This window comes from Brucella daejeonensis (assembly GCF_014199265.1).
Lineage (GTDB): Bacteria > Pseudomonadota > Alphaproteobacteria > Rhizobiales > Rhizobiaceae > Brucella > Brucella daejeonensis.
In genome coordinates this window covers 295,004-312,334 of sequence record NZ_JACIJG010000005.1, presented here as the reverse complement: position 1 = coordinate 312,334, position 17,331 = coordinate 295,004, and the positions used below count along the sequence as shown (strand labels likewise).

The following is a 17,331-nucleotide window of genomic DNA, read 5'->3' as shown; positions in this document are numbered from 1 at the left end:
GGCGCGCACTTCAGGAGAAAACTTGTTCGTCGTCTTGCTTGTCATAGACCCTACTTCTCACGAGTTGGGGTCTCCGGCAAACTCGGTGCGGTTCAGACGCGAATACTTTCGGAGCGCATCTACCGCATCGTTTGCCGTCAGGCCTCTTCTTGCATTTTACGGCGTTGCTTCACTCTGCCGTTCATTGACTCTTTTGCATCGTTGGGACGCCGGCGAGGAGGGATTAAAACAAGGCCACGGGCTAGAAACAGTAGCTTGGTCCGCTACACTCTCGGGCGACTTACATCTCGCATTGGCCTCAATTTATAAGCTTCGCATCCGTACGTGTGGGGGGGCTCTTCTCTGACCTTGTGACGGTAACAAATAGTCGTACGGTATGGCACGTTTACGACCGAGCTGTACGAATGCCGGTGGATAATAAAAAACAAAAACTTGGGCAGGAATTGTGCTTCTTGGATATCCTTGAGCGCCTTCCAGACATAGGTAACACTGTGTCGGGTGGTGGAAATCAAAAATGGATACGTCTTGATGATTTCATCTATTCATCGGAATTTGGTGCGGAAATTTCAGTTCATGGAACGCCCGATCATCCTGTATGTATCGAATACGCCGATGCCGGATTTGATCTCTCCAAACGAAATGATCCTTATAATTCAAGCGCTGAAATTACCGTACTTAAAGCAGACGAAAGTTTATTCAGAAAATATCTTCCCCAATTAATCGACACTCGCGTCATTCGCACGATGGGTGGTCAACCAAGCCCTCATTTGGTATCTAAATTCCCTCAGGGGTCTTGGTTTTCTCAGATATCCATTACTTATATGGTTTCTTTTATAATTGGGATGTTAGCTCGTTACTTTCCAACCCACTGGAGTGCGTTGATGGGAGGAGAGAAAGGGGATGCAATATGGCCTCAAATTAATGCGGCTCAGATGTATATTGAAACTGCGCTACCGGAGCTTATACTTGAAATCGTTGGTAACTCTATATTCGATAATAAAGAGTTATAATGAAATTTCTCGTATTAGTTGCTTTGGAGCGTTCAAAGTAGTTTCTTTAGATGTATTGATTGTAACCAGAGAAATTGCTTGTAACCAGAGAAATTGCTTGAGTATCAGTTCCGACCAATTGAACTCTTTGACAGCCTATCCAGCCGCGCCTTTCCTCTGACGGCCACGCGCGACAGTGGCCGTGAATAAATGTTAGTTTTTCTTTTGCTTGAATGTCGTAATGTGCTCTAAGTTTGCGATGGATTGATTTTGTTTTTTGGGGGAAAAATGGCCGGTTTTGAGCAGCAGCCGTTCGGCGACGCAGAGTTTTTGGACAATCCGCAAGCACGATGTCCCTGCATCTTGTTGCTTGACGTTTCGGCGTCGATGTCGGGCGCTCGCATTGATCAGCTGAATGAGGGTCTACGTCACCTCCAAGAGGAAATCCAAAGTGATAGCCTCGCCGCGAAACGTGTGGAATTCGCCATTGTGACGTTCGGTCCCGTGAAAACAGAGATGGACTTTACTAGCGCGACCAATTTCTTCCCCCCGCATCTGACTACACAGGGCAACACGCCGATGGGCGAAGCAATTGAAACCGCTTTACAAATGTTGCGAGAGCGTAAGGACCGCTACAGGGCTAACGGCGTGAGCTTTTACCGTCCTTGGGTTTTCCTCATTACGGACGGTGCCCCCACCGACAGTTGGAGCAGCGCGGCTCAACAGGTACGCGAAGGCGAAGCCTCTAAAGCCTTTATGTTCTATGCGGTCGGCGTCGAAGGAGCCGATCTTGGAACCCTTGCACAGATATCTGTTCGCCAGCCGCTCAAGCTCAAAGGGCTCCAATTCAAGGAGTTTTTCCAGTGGCTTTCCAACTCGCTCGGTGCAATGTCCCGATCCAATCCCGGCGATCAAGTTCCGCTTGAGAACCCAACTGCGCCAAATGGCTGGGCAACCGCTGGATAAAACTCTATGGATTGGTGTTACGCTGCGGCCTCCGTTATCGGTCTGTCGCATATTCGTGCTGGAACGAGGCTTCAGGATGCGAAGCACTGTTTTGTTGACAGGCCCACCAGCGGTCACTCGGTACTTTTTGCCTTGGTTTCTGATGGGGCGGGCTCTGCTGAATTCGGTGGACAGGGTGCGTCTATAATATGCCGTACCTTTGCCACAGAAGCCCGCAATGCGTTGCAAGACGCATCGGAGCTGCCGGATGATGAAACAATTTGGACATGGCTAGATATTGCCCGTGACCGTATGCAATTGGCTGCGAAAAAGCGTGAACTAACCGCGAGAGATTTTGCAGCGACGTTGGTTTTGGTTATGTCGTCACCGACACAGGTCGTCACAGCCCATATAGGCGATGGTGCAATCGTTGCGCGGACTGCGGACAGCGCCGATTGGATCGTACTCAGTAAACCACATCATGGGGAATACGCATCGACAACTTATTTCGCGACAGATGACTCACCATGCTTGCGAATTGGAAGGTATCCAAATCAATTCAATGCAATCGCAGCTTTCTCGGACGGTATCGAGAATCTCGTACTCGACAGCGTTACTGGAGCGGCGTCGGCAGCATTTTTTACACCGATGGCAAAGCCACTGGATGTCTCTAATGCGACTGGTCGAGATCAATCGTTGAGCCAAAGCCTTGCCGCCTTCCTCGCCAGCGACCGTGTCAACGAACGGACAGATGACGATAAAACGCTAATTGTCGCGGTACTGAAATGAAAACCACTAAGCTATTCGTTGGCAGCCACGAGCTTCACATCGAAAAGCGCATTGGCAAAGGCGGCGAAGGGGAAGTTTTCTCCATAAGTAATATGCCGGGTTTTGCGGTAAAAACGTATTTGCCCGGTATCGTTGCAGAACGCGAAAAGAAAATCCATGCCATGGTCAGCACACGGCTTGCTGACAGCGCACCAATGGTCGCATTTCCCAGTCAAGTTGCCATTGACGGGCACGGCAAGTTTATCGGATTTGTGATGCGTCTTGTGGAGAAGCACAAGGAAATCCATGAGCTTCAAACACCATCGTCACGACAAAAGCACTTCCCCAAGGCTGATTACGCCTTCATCGTACGCGTTGCGTTGAATATCGCACGCGTATTCACACAAGTCCATGCAACCGGATGTGTTGTTGGCGATATCAATCAACGCGGCATTCTCGTATCCCCGACGGCCACGGTTGCGCTGATAGATGCCGACAGTTTTCAGATGAACGACGGTGCTCAGCGTTATCTTTGCGTCGTAGGAGTTCCAGAGTACACGCCGCCCGAATTACAGGGAAAGTCCCTGAAAAATATCGTTCGCACAACTGACCACGATGCTTTCGGCTTGGCCGTATGCTTATTCCAACTACTTTGCATGGATCGACATCCTTTTTCGGGCCGGTTTACAGGCGGTGTGGAAATGCCGCTGGAAAAAGCTATTACAGAATATCGCTTTGCCTACTCGTCCCGAAATACTGGCATGGTTCCTCCTCCCGGTACCGTCAGTCTCAACGACTTTACCCCAAAGGTGGCCGAGCTATTTGAAACGGCCTTCTCCCCCGGTCACGTTGGAAAGCGCCCAACTGCGGCAACGTGGGTGCAAGCTCTTGGTGAACTTGAATCCTCTTTACGAGTTTGTAGCAACAACAAATTGCATCGCTATGCTCGAAACGCCTCGGCCTGTCCATGGTGCCGAATGGAAAACGAGTATGGCCGCCCACTATTTTTGGATACGGACCTCATCAACATTCGGGTTCCGAATGGTCGCCTCGACCCAGCGTCAGGATTTGTGCTGGACATCTCGGCGTTCCTCTCCGTAGTGAACGGCGTCAGCATCCCGTCTTCAATATCCATTCCTATTCCGCCCGTGCATACCGCACTCAAACCAACCCAAGCGGCAAACGAGGCTCGGTGGAAAAAGAGGCTTAATCCACTGTATAGGATCGGCGGTATTGGAATCCTGATCGCCGCAGCTTACGCATTTGCGTCGAATGTCCCTGGGCTGCTTGCCTTTGCTATAGCTGGTTTTGGGGGCTGGCTTGTGTTTCGAGCGACCTCAGTAGCTGATGGATTGCTGGCAACACATAGAAAAGCTGCTAGTGCAGTAGCAGCTCGTATTGAGCAGCTTCAACGTACATCGCCAATTGTACCGTTGCTTCAAAAGAAGGCTGGAGTTCTTGATGCTATTGACGAGTACAAGCAACTCGTATCTGCCTACGGTAAAATCCAAATTGAATACGACAAGCACAGGCGGCAGCGGCAACTGGACGATCATCTTTCGAGATTTTCTATTCGAGGCGCGCGTATTCCTAAGGTCAGCTCGGACGATATTACTCAACTCGCATCCTATGGTATCACAACCGCGTTTGATGCAAAGCGGCGCGACGTTCAACAAGTCAATGGCATAGGTCCGGTCAAGGCATCAAACATCGCTGCTTGGATTCGGCAAGCGGAGGCTAGTTTTCAATTTCAAAGCGCTTATTCGTCGGAAGATCAGCAGCAGCTTCAAAAAGCAAAAAATTCCATCATTACAAAACAACAGGGTATAGAGGAGCGCCTTAAAAGATTAGTTGCTGAGTTTCGTCAGGAAGCGCAGAGCTTTGAACGATGGAAAGCTATACGAGACCCTGAATTAGATTGGCTTACCCAGCAGCTAGTTCAAGCTGAAGTGGACCTTTCGCATTTAGGAATTTCGGTACCCGTCCGTCCCAACATTACGCCTTTGCCTGTACCGCACGTCTCAACATTTCTACGCAGTGGGCAGCCAATCAATGTTGGTCCGATGTTCACCGCAAAAACGCGGTCTAATCCTTCGCCCCCTCCCGTTCAGCCGCGGAGTGTACGCTCTCCCGCCCAACCGCAAGCAATCACTTGTCCACAGTGTGGAAGCCGGATGGTGCAACGAACTGCCCGAAAAGGCCGTAACGCGGGTGGATCATTTTGGGGCTGCTCACGCTTTCCGCGCTGCAGTGGAACTCGGTCAATCTGAGCGTCGTTCTGTTCAGTAAAGTCAAGACGACGCCACGGGCCAGCGCAGAGACATGTTGCAGAAACGGCGCAAGCTTATGACAGCGTAGGCTGATTTCGTGTTCGGCCAGCTTCGAGTTAGAATGTACTGTGTCTGGCGGCAATATAGCAGCCGTCAACCTTAATCGAATTGGACTAATCGTCGTCGCGCCTCACTTATGGAAAGCGTGCCTCTTGCTCGATTTGCAAATTGGGTAACCAACTGAATGTTGTCTTCGCTGTAACCAAACCGATTGTCGATCCGGTCAATCGAAACCCTGTCATCCTGTAGACCTCCGTCGTTGTTACCCCGTAATTCAAAGATGGTCCCAGTAAGTGCACAGCGTCCTTGCTGGCGTTCCCAAAGGCTAATCGCAACGGCAATAAGCTCTGACCTTGAAAGAGAATTGGGATATTCTTTCCCGAGCGAAATTCTTTCAACTCCATAGTTATTTACTCGGAGCATCGCGTTACTCACTGCGCGGGAAATTTCACGTTCTTTATCGGGCTCATCAGCCTGTAGTCGAGCTAATTGCAGACTTGACGGAACTGACTCAAGTTGCCCTAGAACACTCTCATAACCATTGAACCAAACACATCTGCGTTGTTCAGCTGCCACGTCCTCAATATAAATTTTACTGAGCATCGAGCGACGCGCATCAAATGCTTTTGGGCTTGGTTTTTTAGTAGCTTTGTTCACGACCAACATTGTCAAATCGGGAAAGCCCAATGGCTTAATCGCGTACAAAAAAACGTCGTCAAGCCACTTACCACTTTGCTGATTTCCGTGACCGCGAAGAGCGATAGCATTACTGTACGTGATCAGACAGCGCGACTTCGCACAACGCGCAAGAAGAACGACATCATTCAAAACCGTATCCGCCATCTTGCTTGGCGAGCGAGTCTTTGGAGCAGGTTGAGAACGCGCAATAGCCTCCCGAATTACATTAATGGCGGGGACCGGGAGCGCTTCCGGATTGACTGATGTCGTCATTTATCGGTTCCGAATTTACACAATGAAAACAAACTGAAGCAGCATAATTCGTCACAAATAAACAAATAGTATTTCAAATCTAGTCCAGATCCCGATTTCTTCTTGGGTACTGAAATGCCATAAAATGAAAAAATATCGGAAAAATTGTTAATAAAAGAGAGGCGACAAACCCTGCATTAAAGTAATTTTTTGGTAAAACCCCGATACTTCTACGATAAAAACCAATCTCATTGCTTAAATCATTCGAAAATCCGAAAATAATTATTCTGCTGATTAACACAAAACTAGCAGAGAACAGAAAAAAGTAAAATATATTCCTTTTAAAGCGGCCCCATCGCGTTTGGATGTGCCCTGTAGCAGATAATTTCGTATCGTAGACACCTGCTGCACAAAAGACCATAGCTGTCAAAGTTATGGCTAGCAGGAATGCAGCCATCACGCTTATGCCCGTAGATGTTGTCGCTTCGAACCCAACCTTGAAATAAATAAAACCAAAAAAAGCCCAGCCCAGCACCATCAACCCCATCGCACCATCCTCACCAGCTATAATAGTGGTCTTATAAGACGTGGTTTCATAACAGTCCAGATGGTGCTCTGACAAAATGGATGTCAGAGAACGAGTCGGCTGGAACCTTCGACGCTTAAGGGTCGAAAAAGGTATATCGCAAGATCACCTAGCGTTTGCCGCAGAGGTCGAGCGCGCTTATGTCGGCCATCTCGAGCGCGGTAAGAAAAACCCAACAATCGTCACGCTCCATAAACTGGCTACGGTTCTCGATTGCGATGTTTCCGAGTTATTCGCCATTCCCCCGAAAGACGCTGAGCCAATCGCCCCGCTCGGTGCAGGCAGGCGTAAAAGCTAGCAGTCGCCCAGGCTGAGCCATATCATCCGAAATGCTTCACAAAATTTGCGAGGGGCATGGTCAGGCAGATGGGGGGTGCCATGCGGCGAAACCACCCCCTGCGTTCACATAATGCAAAGGGGGATGGGAGCGTCTCGGCCTCCCAACGCAATCGCGTCCGGGAGCGGCCTTGCATTGGCGTGAAGGTGAGCCGGTGAACCATACCGATCTTCGCCGCGCATTTGCCCGCCTACGGCCTACGCCCCGACGCTAGGGATTGTACCGGCAAATCGGCTAACGCCCCACGGCGGTACGGTTCCGCCCCGATCCATCCACATTCCCCCGCGACGTGGTTTCGGCCCGCCCCGCACCACGCCACACCATGCCGCGATACGATAGCGGGCAAAAACGCCGCGTCAGCCCGCGTTCAAAAAACCCCACGAAAATCCCACCTCAGAAACCCCGGAAATCCGGGCGCACGAATTGCCGTTTTTTCCGTTCAAAAACCATTTGATTTTTGAGCGAAGCAGAGCGAAATTTATTGAGTAAATTCAGCCTCTTACAAGGAAACCCGACCATGCAAATCACCCGCACTTTCACCCACCGGGCCTACGGCCCTATCGCCACAGCCACGCTCGCCCACGGCAACGCTGGATGGGCCTTGGACGGAAAGCCGTTGCCACAGGCATCCGTCGAATATCTTCTAGGCTTTGCCCTGCAAAGCTTGCAGGATGCTTACGCGGGCGCGAAATCGCCGGAGGCCGCGAAAGCCGCGTACGCCGCCAAGCGTCACCGGCTCATTGAAGGAACGGTAGGTGCGCGTCGGGAGGCACTGCCCCCGCATTTCCGGTACGTTCGCCAACTCGTGCGCAACGCCCTAAGCGCCGAAAACAAAACCCGCTATGAGGCCACGAAGCCGAAGGACCGGAACAAATTCCTTGCGGACCTTTTCAATGGGCTGGACGAGACTAAGCGGGAACGGATCGAAGCCACTGCCCGCACCATGTTTGAGGCGAGCACGGCTAAAGTCAGCATGACGATTTAGGGGGCTTGCCATGCGCGCCGCACTTTACCTCCGCGTGTCCACGGATGCGCAAACCACGGACAACCAAGAACGGGAACTGCGGGAGGTCGCGGAACGCTCCGGTTGGACGATCACCGGTGTTTACCGGGATCACGGTATTAGTGGAACGAAGGGGCGCGAAGCTCGTCCCGCGTTCAACGCCCTCTGCAAAGACGCCGCCCGCCGCCGCTTCGACGTTGTTATGGCGTGGAGCGTGGATCGGCTGGGCCGTTCGCTACAGGGCCTCGTCGCCTTCCTTTCCGATCTCCACGCCCTTCGCGTCGATCTGTTCCTCCACCAGCAGGGCATCGACACCACCACCCCGGCGGGTAAAGCTATGTTCCAGATGATGGGCGTGTTTGCGGAATTTGAGCGGGCAATGATTAGCGAGCGCGTCAAGGCTGGATTGTCCACCGCCCGCGCAAAGGGGAAAAAGCTGGGCAGACCCGGCCTTTCGGCGGTCACCGAAGCGGCAATCCTCCGTGACCTTCGCGGCGAGGCCCCGGCCTCGCTCCGCGCCCTCGCAGCCAAACACGGGGTTAGCGTCGGCACGGTGCACCGACTAAGCCGGGAGCTTAACGACGAGCCGCTTTAAGCCGCTCCGCAAGACCCACCGTTGACATTTCCAAGGCCGGGTTATCGGCGCTCTCGGCCCAGCCCGCTTCACTGGTGGGCCACTTGCCTTCGGCAACGAGAGCCAGCCGTTGCTTGGCTCGCCCTAGCCGCTCGGCGGTCTCCTTGTGCGCTACACGCGAAGCCGCAGGGGGCGGCGTCACGCGCCTCGCCTCCACCTTCCGCAGCAGCTTCAACGCCTCCAGCCGCAAATCCGTTGATTGTTCGTCATCCTCGGCCACCCCGAGCAAATATCGGTGGGTGAGGTCGTAGACCCCCTGCGGCGCTTCATACTCAATAATCGCTTTCGCGGCCTCGACGCATTTGGCCTCTGCCACCTCGGTCGAGGTCATGATTTGCAACAGCGCGGCGAGCGCGGGGCTTAGGATTTCACCCTCGGCCATTCTTCTGCCTCCACATAACGGTTATGAAAGGGCAATGCCCCGGTTTTGGTTAGGGATGAAAAACCCATGTTTTCAATGGGATGGAATAAATCCTAACCGTTCTAACTGATCTAACTGATAAGGGGATTGAAGGGATTTAGTGTCCTAGGAAGTCTATAAAGTTCGCGTTATAACCGTTAGGAACAGTTAGGCGGTTAGGCCATTGTTTTTATTGCACTTTTTCATTCATCATCCGTTAGGGCCATACCATCCTGTTTCACATACCCTCTCACCGGCTTACCTCCCGCCCAGATCAGCTTCGGCCCGGTCCACCCCAGCCGCCTCATGCAATCACCCAGCCTCCGGCTATCCCGCTTCGTCACGTTTGGCATCTCCATCGCCAATGCCGATGCGAAAATGTTACTCGTGGCGATGCGAAGCTCGCCTTCGGCCCGCTTAGCAAGCTTCGGCAGAAGCGCGGCGAGCGTATCTTCCCACGGATCGGCCTCGACCCTTTCGGCTTGCCGCTCGGCAGCAACCATCCACAAATGCTCCGGAATTGTCACCGGGTCGGCTTCACCCGGTTCCACCATCGCGGCTTCGGCCCAAAGCTGATCACGTGCTTCACGCAGCGCCGCCAGATCAATCTCTCCCGTCATCACCGGCCAGAACCTCCGGTTCCCGGTCGGGTCTTTCAGGTAATGGTCGTCGTTCGTCGTGCCGATCAGGATGCAGCGACGGGGAACTTCCTCAACCGTCCGGGCGTAGGCCGCGCGCGCTCGGTCATGGGTTTTTGAGATAAACTGCTTTGCCCGCCGCACGTCCGACTGGCCCAGCCCATCCAGCTCCGGCGCTTCAACGATCCATTTCCCCAGCAGCAGTTCTTGGTGCTCTTTATAGTTTTGGCGAAAATCGAGGGCGTCGGTGAAATTGTCATCGCCTCCGGCCAACACCTTGAGCGCCGATGACTTTCCGCGCCCCTGCGGCCCTTCCAGCACCAGCATTGCATCAAACTTACAGCCGGGACGTCGTACGCGCCGAACTCCGGCAACCAGCACGGCCCGGCCAATGGCGCGGGTCAATTCGTCATCCGCCGCGCCAAGATACACCGAAAGCCAAGTGTCCAGCCTCGGCGTTCCATCCCAAACCAGCCCATCAAGATAATCCCGCACCGGATCGAACGCGTTCTGCATCGCCAGCAGCCTTGCCGCGTCTTCCACGTTTCGCTGGCCGGGATCAAAATCGAAATTCTCAATCACAACATCGCGCAGCTTCAGCACCGTGTCGCCAAAAGCCTCACCAACGGGCTTATCGTAACCCTCGATCTCCATCCGCATGTGAAACTTGTCGAACTTCATGCGGATGCCGAGCTTGGTGATCGCCAGCTTCGCGTTCGCCACCGAGGGCGCAAAACCACCCGGATTTGCTTGGCGGTTCAGTTCCGCCTGCGCCTTGCCTTTTCGGGCCTGCTTACGGTCCAAAAATGAGCTAAAGGTCTGCACTTCATTCGGCTTGGACGAAACCGGCAGCAAGTCTTTCATAGCCAGATCGTCTGCGGTAAGCAACGCAAGGTCCGTGGCGTCAATCTCACGCACAACCTCCGCGGTCACTTCCTTGTCCATTCTCAAAACCTCACCCACGGCCCAGCCTCCGTTCTCGATCAAAAACCACCCGCATTCCTTGGCATAGGCGGTCGTAGGCATCTTCGGCCCGCTTTCCCGGCAGGGCTTCGATCAGTTCCAGCGCCTCGCGCAACAAATACATGCCGCGGAAAAACTCCGCCTGTGCAACAAGCTCCGGCTGCACCCGCAACCGGTTCCGGGCCTCGTCCAGTGAAATTACGTCAGCAGTCATCACCGTTCACCTCGCTTCATTTGGAAAAAGAGGACTGGCGGAACGAGACATTAGATACCTCCCGCCAGTCCCCGTCGCGGGGGCCATGCCCGCGCCTCAATTCATCCGCGCTGCCACCAACTTCGCGGCCAAGTCCTCCAGCACCTCCACCGCTCGCTCCGCATCCCGCGCCAACACTTCCCGACCCGCCCGCCTATGCCAGTCCCGCAACTCTCGCAGCCCTCGAAGTCCTGCCATGAACTGCTTGACCGGATCGGACGAGGCCCGAACCTCCGCCACGGCCCGGTGCGCCACCCGCATGGCGTCCCGCCAGCCCGCGTCGTCCCCCGCAATGAACGCAGCCTCGGCTTCCTCCAGCAGCGCCCCGAACGGAGTCCGTGCCATCACCGTTCCTCCGGTTTCACCGTGCTGCTAAACAGACGGCTTGCTGCCGATTCAACGCCGCCATAGGTCTCCAGCCCATGCGTCGGCGCACCGCGCTCGACCCCTCGGTCGTAAGCACCAGTGGCGGTGGAGTCGGCAAACGCGTTGATGACGTTCAGGGCGTGGTCGCTCATCGGCAGATTAGAACGCAGATAGTGCTCCAGCACTTCCCGGTGCCCGACCAGCTTATGATCCTGAATGTACCGAGCAACGCGCTCGTGCTCTTCTGGGTAAAGGGCCGCCGACTGCTGATAGCGGTACGCAATCTGGTCCAGTTGCTGGTGGGTGAAGAGGCGCGCGCTGGCGGCGTGATAAAAGTCTTCGGATTTCATCGGGCTTGCTCCTTTTGAGCGAGCGAGGCGAGCCACGCCTCGACCTTGGGATGGCTGTACATAATGGACTGAAGCTCCGCTGGAGCTTCGGGGAATGCGGCAAAGACCGTGGCCCGCACCGCTTCACGAGCCTTTAGGCGTTCCATGTCCCGCTTGTGCATCGCCGCACTTTCGCTGATACCGAGCGCAACCGTGTCCGAGCCCTTATCGTAAGCTGGCACGGTCTGCCCATTGAGATGATCGGTTGCTGAAATGCCGGGACCGACCCGAAAACTTCCGAGCTTCGCCTCCAGCCGAGCGCTTTCGATCTTGTCGCCTGAAATGTAGTTCATGGCTTTCGCCTCCGTGGGGTTACGCGGCAGCGGCGCTGCGCAGAGTTTCGCATTCGGTGGTGGTTGTGCCGACTGGGGAGGATTTCGCCTCGGCCCATTCCAGAAGGTCCGCCCATCGATAGAGTGGCGTCCGTCCAAACCGCCGAAACTTTGGCCCGCCACCTCGGCAAGCCAGTTTTGCCAACGTTGTCGGCTTTACGGGATATCCTGCGGCGCTTAGTGCCGTCGCAGCATCCCGTCTTAGTAAAAGTGTTTCCTTTTCCATCGTAGACCTACCTGTATGGCTCATTTTGCTTCAATATCACTTGAATTCAACCACCATGACTTGTCATTAATACTTAGTCAACAATGTTAATCAGGATCAAAAACAAGCAATTTCAAGCAAATTAAAGCTGATTTCAGCCTATAATTTGAGGTGGATAATTTGGATATACTTGGGAAGGGAGAAGCTGTTGATGGCGGCAAGTGCGCAAAAGGCTCGACCGGCAAAAGTTGCCTTATGACTCTTTGGTCAAGGCAATGGCCTTCAGGTTCATATGGTCCATTCGCGAGGCGTATTGTATGGCCCAAAGACTCGAACGACGGCAAAAGTTGAAAAGACTCGTCCGAAAAGAATGTGGCTTCAGGTTTATATGGCTAATGGCACTGTGCCATTGTATGGCTCAAAGACTCAGACGCGATTAAGCATCTAAGACTCCCAGCGGCGCAGGTGTGGCTTCCGACTCCCTCACATTTTTCCGGCACCGAGTCGGAACGGGGCTAGGCAACTCACCCGCAAAGCCGGGACGAAACCCGCCGTGGCGCTACCTATTTGCTACCTAGGCTAAATCAATATCTTTGCTAAGTACTTGATTTTTATGGCGCACCCGACAGGATTCGAACCTGTGACCTCTGCCTTCGGAGGGCAGCACTCTATCCAGCTGAGCTACGGGTGCATCACTGGAGGCTCGAAGCCTTTTCATGCGCGTTTCTAACCGAACCACGCATTTGCATCAATGACTTATTTTAAGAATTCAGGGCAAAGTTAACCGTGATCGTCGTCCAATGGCCACACACCCGTTATCATTTGAAGAACGGGCTGTCCGTCTATCCGACAATTAATTTGTCTCGCGACCTTGTTTCGAACACAATGGCCGCCTATATCCACAACATCGGCAATGCTTGAGAGCGCTGGAACGCGTCTGTCGCTCGCAATTGCCATCATCGCCTGCTGCTTTTGACCACGGATGTACTGGCACTGGCGAACAGAGCGATGTCAGGAAGGTCGGTGCTTTTGCTCCGGCCTTTTTTGTTTTGCTGCGGGCAGATTCAGTCTTAGCCAGATCATCAAGTTCGAAGAACAACAGGATCGTGAATCTGCTGACACAAAACGGCGGCGACCAAAGCAGCTTTCATGACGCGCTTTGCCTCTCCCTAAAAAACACCGCGCTGGCGGCGACCGAGAATTTCAGCCCGTTGGGTGCCCGTATATGGCGCGGCGAAGATGCATATCCATCGGACTTATTTGCACAAAAAAGCTACCTCCGTGAGTATCGGTTGCCTACCCACAACCTTTGGTGTATTGGCCACACTCAGGGACGGGGGTACCTTACATGAAACTATGCAACGACCATGCGGTTGATTTATTTTTTGGCGATCCTTTAAGATTTAGAGACGAACTCAGGAAGCGTCCTCTTCTTCCTTACGATCAATTGGAGGAGAGGCCTCGTGTTGCCAGTCCCCAGTTCAAGGCTCGGTTTGACAATCTTATTAAAGTCGGCTGGAAGCGGCATGGAATAACTATCGACCTAGCTGAAGATTTTTCTTGGGATGAACATGATAGATCTCACCGATATTTGTTGCATGCATGGGATTTTTTTTTCGGTACTTCTTCCTGCTTATCAATTTTACAATGAAGACGCGGCTTTATCGCTCAGTATAAATGTAGCTCAACGTTGGATGAATTTATTTCAGACAGAATATTTTGATCATGACATAATCGACGGCATCGATACTGCCATAAAAGACGAAACGACTATGGCATGGTACGACATGTCGGTTGGACAGAGAATCCCACGACAAGCATTTCTTCTTGATATCGTCGCCCGGCAAGAGGGGCAGGATGATCTATTCTGCGATCTCTTCAGATCCATGATATTCCAAATGGAGATGCTCTCCCAAGACCGTTTCTGGATGGGACACAATAACCACGGCCTGTACCAGTCGCTAGGCCAGTTGGCGGCAGCGCGCCGTTTCAAATTTCTAGCCGGATTTGATAAGTATTTCGACCTCGCGCAACAACGAACGAGCACGATACTTCGGAAACAGTTTTTCACATCGGGCGTTCATACTGAACACTCTCCCGCTTATCACAAGATGGTCCTGCGATCCGTACTTGGCGCGCTTCATAGTGGCCTGATCGAAGACCAGTCATTAGCGGAACTGCTCGAACAATCTGAAGACGCCCTTCGTTGGATGGTTACTCCAGACGGTTCCTTATCTACTTTCGGTGATACGGATTACACTCAAGATAAAGAGTTCGAAAACGTTCGCCCACTCGGATTGAAGGCATATAAAGATGCCGGGTATGTTTTCGCCCGCAAAGCAAATGAGCAAGGATCGTCCCATGACAGTTACTTTGCGCAGATGGCGGCTTTCCATTCACGCACCCATAAACACGCAGACCACCTTTCGCTGATCTGGCATGAGAATGGCAAACGTATTCTCATCGACCCTGGCAGATACGGATATGGACCCAAAACCGTTCTTGGCGACGAGCTATCAATGGCCGGCCATTACTACAGCGATCCAAATCGCAGATATGTGGAGAGCACCCGCGCGCATAATTGCGTCGAGATAGACGGTGTTGATCACAAAAGAAAAGGGGCCAAACCATTCGGATCCGCCCTTCTTTTTGCGGAAGAAATGCAAGGGCTGTGGCTTACACTTTGTGAAGTGCGCCACAGACACGTGCGTCACTTCCGCTTGGTGATCATATCTCCCGGAGATTTCCTTCTTGTCATGGACTGGCTCAAGGATGGAACCGGAGCCGAACACGATTATCGGCAATGGTTCCAACTGGCTCCCGAGTGGGCCTTGAGCGGCGCAGATGGAATTCTTAGCGCTTCATGCCATGACACGAAGCTCAAAGTCGTCAGCCTAATTTCGAATACAACACTCGGTGACATTTATTCGGGAACGACCGATCCCATGCAGGGGTGGCACTCACCTAAAGCTGGCGTTTTGGAACCCAGCACATCGTTTAACTTCCATACCAGGGGAAATACAGCGAGATTCGCCACCCTATTCAGCCTATCTGATCACATTAATATTGATTCGCTCAAACTCAACGAAATACTGAGTAAAGGTGAATTGTCTTGGAGAAATAATGAAAACAGATACAGATTGATATTTAAGCGTTACGATACAAAATTAAATGCATCCTTAAAGAAATCATCTGGATTAAATAACTACCTGAAATCATGGTATATGTAATCGCATAAATTTTTATATATAAACAGAAATTATTCACTAGGGGGCTAGTGAGTAATTTTACAACAACATCAATCTAGAAAACACGTAAAAAGGAAACTCTTGCCTCAAGAGAGGCAACTTTATACTTATTACCGGGGGCCTATCGATGAAAATAATCACACCTAAAAGATACAAAATTTACTCAAAATTCAGAAAAACAGCGAAGAAAATTTGGAAACTGTTACCAACATCTTTGCGGAAGAGAGTTCCATATCGTGTAAAAGTTCGAGTTCGAGAATTTCTCACATCACGATCCAGTTCACATCTATATTCATCCATCGATTACATTCCTGCGCGTAAAAATATTATTCATTCTGGAAAAAACAAACTATTATATATCATCAATAATAGCCTACCTTATTCATCGAATGGATATGCGACGAGGAGCCATGGGGTCATCCAAGGTTTTCTATCTGCAGGTATAAACATTTCAGTATATACCCGCGCCGGGTATCCGATGGATATGGCATCGACAGAAAACCCAGAATCGGTTCCACCATACGATCAGGTTGACGGCGTAATGTATAATCGCCTGACCAGGCCGACATTGCGGACTCATTCTGGAACGGACTATATTCTGGAAGCGGCAAAATCCATTGAGGCAACTATTGAGAAGGAACGGCCGTCATTCGTGATGGCGGCGTCCAATCATCGGAATGCCCTTCCCGCATTGATCGCTGCCCGGAACTCGGGAATTCCTTTCATTTATGAAGTAAGGGGGTTTTGGGAGATCACACAGGCTTCCCGACAGCCTGATTTTAGTGAGTCCGTCAATTTTAAAGTTCAGGTAGCCTTGGAAAGCAAAACCGCCCAAGAGGCCGACCTGGTCATAACTCTCAATTCAGGAATGAAGCGGGAATTAATAAACCGTGGCGTATCGGCCGATAAAATTCACCTTCTTCCAAACTCTGTGGAGCAAAACCACTTCTCCCCTATGGAGCGTGATGCCGCGTTAGCAGAGGAACTTAATATCCCTAGCCACGTTCCGGTTATAGGATACATAGGTACATTTGTTGATTATGAAGGCCTGGACGATCTGACAAGGGCCTGCGCCCAACTGAAAAAAGATGGGGTAGAGTTTCGTCTATTGTTGGTGGGGAACGACAACCCCTCCTCGTTGTCGTTAAGCGGTAGCGTTACGGATCTGGTTCGTCGATGCGCGCACGAAGGGGGAATTTCTGACTGGCTAATCATGCCGGGCCGTGTGCCCTTTGATATGGTATCGAGATATTACTCCCTTATCGATATCGCACCATTTCCTCGCAAACCGTGGCAGGTATGTGAACTTGTTTCTCCGTTGAAACCTCTGGAGTCCATGATGATGGGGAAAGCCGTAATCGTCTCCAGCGTCGCGGCACTGGCCGATATGATCGATAATAATGAGACGGGAATCGTTTTCAAGAAAGGTAGCGTTCAGTCATTGGCCGTAGCGTTGAAGCAATTGATAGAAGCGCCTGATTTGCGATCGAATCTAGGCAAGAATGCTCGTCAGTGGGTAACGGATTTCCGCACATGGAACTATTCGGTCGGGCAGGTCATTCCGGCTATTCAGCATCTATCTGTGCCAATTACTGGCGAAAAAATAGCGAATGTGTCGGATTCTCTGGTAAGCGATATGTAATTCAGAAATTTAATGCGGGCAGTTCGGCCAAGAAGCTCGAAGCACTCGACTGCCCGCACCGATCGCATCTTGCCTTGTATAGAATCTGAGAATGCGCAGGTCAGACCTGCTCGCGCCTATGAGGAAAGTTTTGGCCTTTTCCGAGAAGCTTATTCGCCTTGCTCGGACAAGCTCTGTTTTCATTTCCAATTTTTGGGAAATATGGAAACCGTAAACTGGATTATTTCTGTAAAACGGTGAGTGAAATGGTGGGCGTGACAGGGATTGAACCTGTGACCCCTCCCGTGTGAAGGGAGTGCTCTCCCGCTGAGCTACACGCCCGATGAGCTAAGCTCAATCAAGGTGGTGCGGATATACGAGCCACCGACCGTAT

At 52.0% G+C, this 17,331-nt stretch carries 18 protein-coding genes and 2 tRNA genes; 10 read left to right on the top strand and 10 right to left on the bottom strand.

Translation table 11 applies throughout. The features are described 5' to 3' along the window. The first annotated feature begins 85 nt into the window (after positions 1-85). From FHS76_RS22890 to FHS76_RS08890, 5 genes are all read left to right on the top strand, one after another. Complete coding sequence (locus FHS76_RS22890; RefSeq protein ID WP_374828663.1) at positions 86-346, top strand: YaaC family protein; 261 nt, start codon at positions 86-88, stop codon at positions 344-346. Positions 347-404: 58 nt separating this feature from the next. After that, on the top strand, positions 405-1,010 hold the full coding sequence (locus tag FHS76_RS08905) for a YaaC family protein (RefSeq protein WP_183650931.1): 606 nt from the start codon (positions 405-407) through the stop codon (positions 1,008-1,010). A 267-nt stretch (positions 1,011-1,277) separates the two neighbouring features. Further along, positions 1,278-1,955 (top strand): vWA domain-containing protein, encoded by a 678-nt coding sequence (locus tag FHS76_RS08900; protein ID WP_043061711.1) that lies wholly within the window; start codon positions 1,278-1,280, stop codon positions 1,953-1,955. A 6-nt stretch (positions 1,956-1,961) separates the two neighbouring features. After that, positions 1,962-2,723, top strand: coding sequence for a PP2C family serine/threonine-protein phosphatase (locus tag FHS76_RS08895; RefSeq protein ID WP_043061710.1), 762 nt, complete (start codon positions 1,962-1,964; stop codon positions 2,721-2,723). Then, positions 2,720-4,972, top strand: a complete 2,253-nt coding sequence (locus tag FHS76_RS08890) for a topoisomerase DNA-binding C4 zinc finger domain-containing protein (protein ID WP_183650928.1) — start codon at positions 2,720-2,722, stop codon at positions 4,970-4,972. Before FHS76_RS08895 ends, FHS76_RS08890 begins: the two co-directional genes overlap by 4 nt. Positions 4,973-5,131: 159 nt before the next feature. Here FHS76_RS08890 and FHS76_RS08885 read toward each other — a convergent pair whose 3' ends face one another. Together FHS76_RS08885 and FHS76_RS08880 are read right to left on the bottom strand one after the other, a co-directional pair. Beyond that, positions 5,132-5,983 carry a hypothetical protein gene (locus FHS76_RS08885; RefSeq protein WP_052502938.1) on the bottom strand — a complete coding sequence of 284 codons (852 nt, stop codon included), beginning with the start codon at positions 5,981-5,983 and terminating at the stop codon, positions 5,132-5,134. A 79-nt stretch (positions 5,984-6,062) separates the two neighbouring features. Next, the gene (locus FHS76_RS08880) at positions 6,063-6,509 is read right to left on the bottom strand and encodes a hypothetical protein (protein WP_183650925.1); all 447 of its coding nucleotides are present in this window, start codon (positions 6,507-6,509) and stop codon (positions 6,063-6,065) included. A 76-nt stretch (positions 6,510-6,585) separates the two neighbouring features. On the opposite strand from FHS76_RS08880, the gene FHS76_RS08875 reads away from it, so the two are divergent. The 3 genes from FHS76_RS08875 to FHS76_RS08865 all read left to right on the top strand — a co-directional run bounded on the left by FHS76_RS08875 (position 6,586) and on the right by FHS76_RS08865 (position 8,483). After that, entirely contained in the window at positions 6,586-6,846 is a 261-nt protein-coding gene (locus tag FHS76_RS08875; RefSeq protein WP_043061707.1) for a helix-turn-helix domain-containing protein, read from the top strand. 556 nt (positions 6,847-7,402) lie between these two features. After that, the gene (locus tag FHS76_RS08870; protein WP_183650922.1) at positions 7,403-7,870 is read left to right on the top strand and encodes a hypothetical protein; all 468 of its coding nucleotides are present in this window, start codon (positions 7,403-7,405) and stop codon (positions 7,868-7,870) included. A gap of 10 nt (positions 7,871-7,880) precedes the next feature. Next, a complete protein-coding gene (locus FHS76_RS08865) occupies positions 7,881-8,483 on the top strand; it encodes a recombinase family protein (protein ID WP_183650919.1) in 603 nt (200 codons plus the stop codon). Here FHS76_RS08865 and FHS76_RS08860 read toward each other — a convergent pair. The 7 genes from FHS76_RS08860 to FHS76_RS08830 form a co-directional block, all read right to left on the bottom strand. Next, positions 8,464-8,904, bottom strand: a complete 441-nt coding sequence (locus tag FHS76_RS08860) for a hypothetical protein (RefSeq protein WP_183650916.1) — start codon at positions 8,902-8,904, stop codon at positions 8,464-8,466. The two genes, FHS76_RS08865 and FHS76_RS08860, sit on opposite strands and share 20 nt — an antisense overlap. Positions 8,905-9,125: 221 nt before the next feature. After that, a complete protein-coding gene (locus tag FHS76_RS08855; RefSeq protein WP_183650913.1) occupies positions 9,126-10,505 on the bottom strand; it encodes a virulence-associated E family protein in 1,380 nt (459 codons plus the stop codon). A gap of 10 nt (positions 10,506-10,515) precedes the next feature. Then, on the bottom strand, positions 10,516-10,737 hold the full coding sequence (locus FHS76_RS08850; RefSeq protein WP_146097142.1) for a hypothetical protein: 222 nt from the start codon (positions 10,735-10,737) through the stop codon (positions 10,516-10,518). Positions 10,738-10,833: 96 nt separating this feature from the next. Then, on the bottom strand, positions 10,834-11,121 hold the full coding sequence (locus FHS76_RS08845; RefSeq protein WP_183650910.1) for a hypothetical protein: 288 nt from the start codon (positions 11,119-11,121) through the stop codon (positions 10,834-10,836). Beyond that, positions 11,121-11,492, bottom strand: coding sequence for a hypothetical protein (locus FHS76_RS08840; RefSeq protein WP_183650907.1), 372 nt, complete (start codon positions 11,490-11,492; stop codon positions 11,121-11,123). Before FHS76_RS08840 ends, FHS76_RS08845 begins: the two co-directional genes overlap by 1 nt. Next, complete coding sequence (locus FHS76_RS08835) at positions 11,489-11,824, bottom strand: hypothetical protein (RefSeq protein ID WP_183650904.1); 336 nt, start codon at positions 11,822-11,824, stop codon at positions 11,489-11,491. The genes FHS76_RS08840 and FHS76_RS08835 overlap by 4 nt, the downstream gene beginning before the upstream one ends. A gap of 858 nt (positions 11,825-12,682) precedes the next feature. Further along, positions 12,683-12,759, bottom strand: a tRNA-Arg gene (locus FHS76_RS08830). A gap of 880 nt (positions 12,760-13,639) precedes the next feature. On the opposite strand from FHS76_RS08830, the gene FHS76_RS08825 reads away from it, so the two are divergent. After that, the gene (locus FHS76_RS08825; protein ID WP_183650901.1) at positions 13,640-15,298 is read left to right on the top strand and encodes a heparinase II/III domain-containing protein; all 1,659 of its coding nucleotides are present in this window, start codon (positions 13,640-13,642) and stop codon (positions 15,296-15,298) included. A gap of 145 nt (positions 15,299-15,443) precedes the next feature. Beyond that, on the top strand, positions 15,444-16,958 hold the full coding sequence (locus FHS76_RS08820; RefSeq protein ID WP_183650898.1) for a glycosyltransferase family 4 protein: 1,515 nt from the start codon (positions 15,444-15,446) through the stop codon (positions 16,956-16,958). A gap of 246 nt (positions 16,959-17,204) precedes the next feature. Here FHS76_RS08820 and FHS76_RS08815 read toward each other — a convergent pair. Further along, a tRNA-Val gene (locus tag FHS76_RS08815) sits at positions 17,205-17,279 on the bottom strand. Between the last annotated feature and the right edge of the window lie 52 nt (positions 17,280-17,331).

What these genes read in the sequence shown, in the direction of transcription:
- FHS76_RS08905 (WP_183650931.1), top strand. Translation starts at nt 405, where the DNA reads ATGCCGGTGGATAATAAAAAACAAAAACTTGGGCAGGAATTGTGCTTC.
- FHS76_RS08900 (WP_043061711.1), top strand. Translation starts at nt 1,278, where the DNA reads ATGGCCGGTTTTGAGCAGCAGCCGTTCGGCGACGCAGAGTTTTTGGAC.
- FHS76_RS08895 (WP_043061710.1), top strand. Translation starts at nt 1,962, where the DNA reads ATGGATTGGTGTTACGCTGCGGCCTCCGTTATCGGTCTGTCGCATATT.
- FHS76_RS08890 (WP_183650928.1), top strand. Translation starts at nt 2,720, where the DNA reads ATGAAAACCACTAAGCTATTCGTTGGCAGCCACGAGCTTCACATCGAA.
- FHS76_RS08885 (WP_052502938.1), bottom strand. Translation starts at nt 5,983, where the DNA reads ATGACGACATCAGTCAATCCGGAAGCGCTCCCGGTCCCCGCCATTAAT.
- FHS76_RS08880 (WP_183650925.1), bottom strand. Translation starts at nt 6,509, where the DNA reads ATGGGGTTGATGGTGCTGGGCTGGGCTTTTTTTGGTTTTATTTATTTC.
- FHS76_RS08875 (WP_043061707.1), top strand. Translation starts at nt 6,586, where the DNA reads ATGGATGTCAGAGAACGAGTCGGCTGGAACCTTCGACGCTTAAGGGTC.
- FHS76_RS08870 (WP_183650922.1), top strand. Translation starts at nt 7,403, where the DNA reads ATGCAAATCACCCGCACTTTCACCCACCGGGCCTACGGCCCTATCGCC.
- FHS76_RS08865 (WP_183650919.1), top strand. Translation starts at nt 7,881, where the DNA reads ATGCGCGCCGCACTTTACCTCCGCGTGTCCACGGATGCGCAAACCACG.
- FHS76_RS08860 (WP_183650916.1), bottom strand. Translation starts at nt 8,904, where the DNA reads ATGGCCGAGGGTGAAATCCTAAGCCCCGCGCTCGCCGCGCTGTTGCAA.
- FHS76_RS08855 (WP_183650913.1), bottom strand. Translation starts at nt 10,505, where the DNA reads ATGGACAAGGAAGTGACCGCGGAGGTTGTGCGTGAGATTGACGCCACG.
- FHS76_RS08850 (WP_146097142.1), bottom strand. Translation starts at nt 10,737, where the DNA reads ATGACTGCTGACGTAATTTCACTGGACGAGGCCCGGAACCGGTTGCGG.
- FHS76_RS08845 (WP_183650910.1), bottom strand. Translation starts at nt 11,121, where the DNA reads ATGGCACGGACTCCGTTCGGGGCGCTGCTGGAGGAAGCCGAGGCTGCG.
- FHS76_RS08840 (WP_183650907.1), bottom strand. Translation starts at nt 11,492, where the DNA reads ATGAAATCCGAAGACTTTTATCACGCCGCCAGCGCGCGCCTCTTCACC.
- FHS76_RS08835 (WP_183650904.1), bottom strand. Translation starts at nt 11,824, where the DNA reads ATGAACTACATTTCAGGCGACAAGATCGAAAGCGCTCGGCTGGAGGCG.
- FHS76_RS08825 (WP_183650901.1), top strand. Translation starts at nt 13,640, where the DNA reads ATGATAGATCTCACCGATATTTGTTGCATGCATGGGATTTTTTTTTCG.
- FHS76_RS08820 (WP_183650898.1), top strand. Translation starts at nt 15,444, where the DNA reads ATGAAAATAATCACACCTAAAAGATACAAAATTTACTCAAAATTCAGA.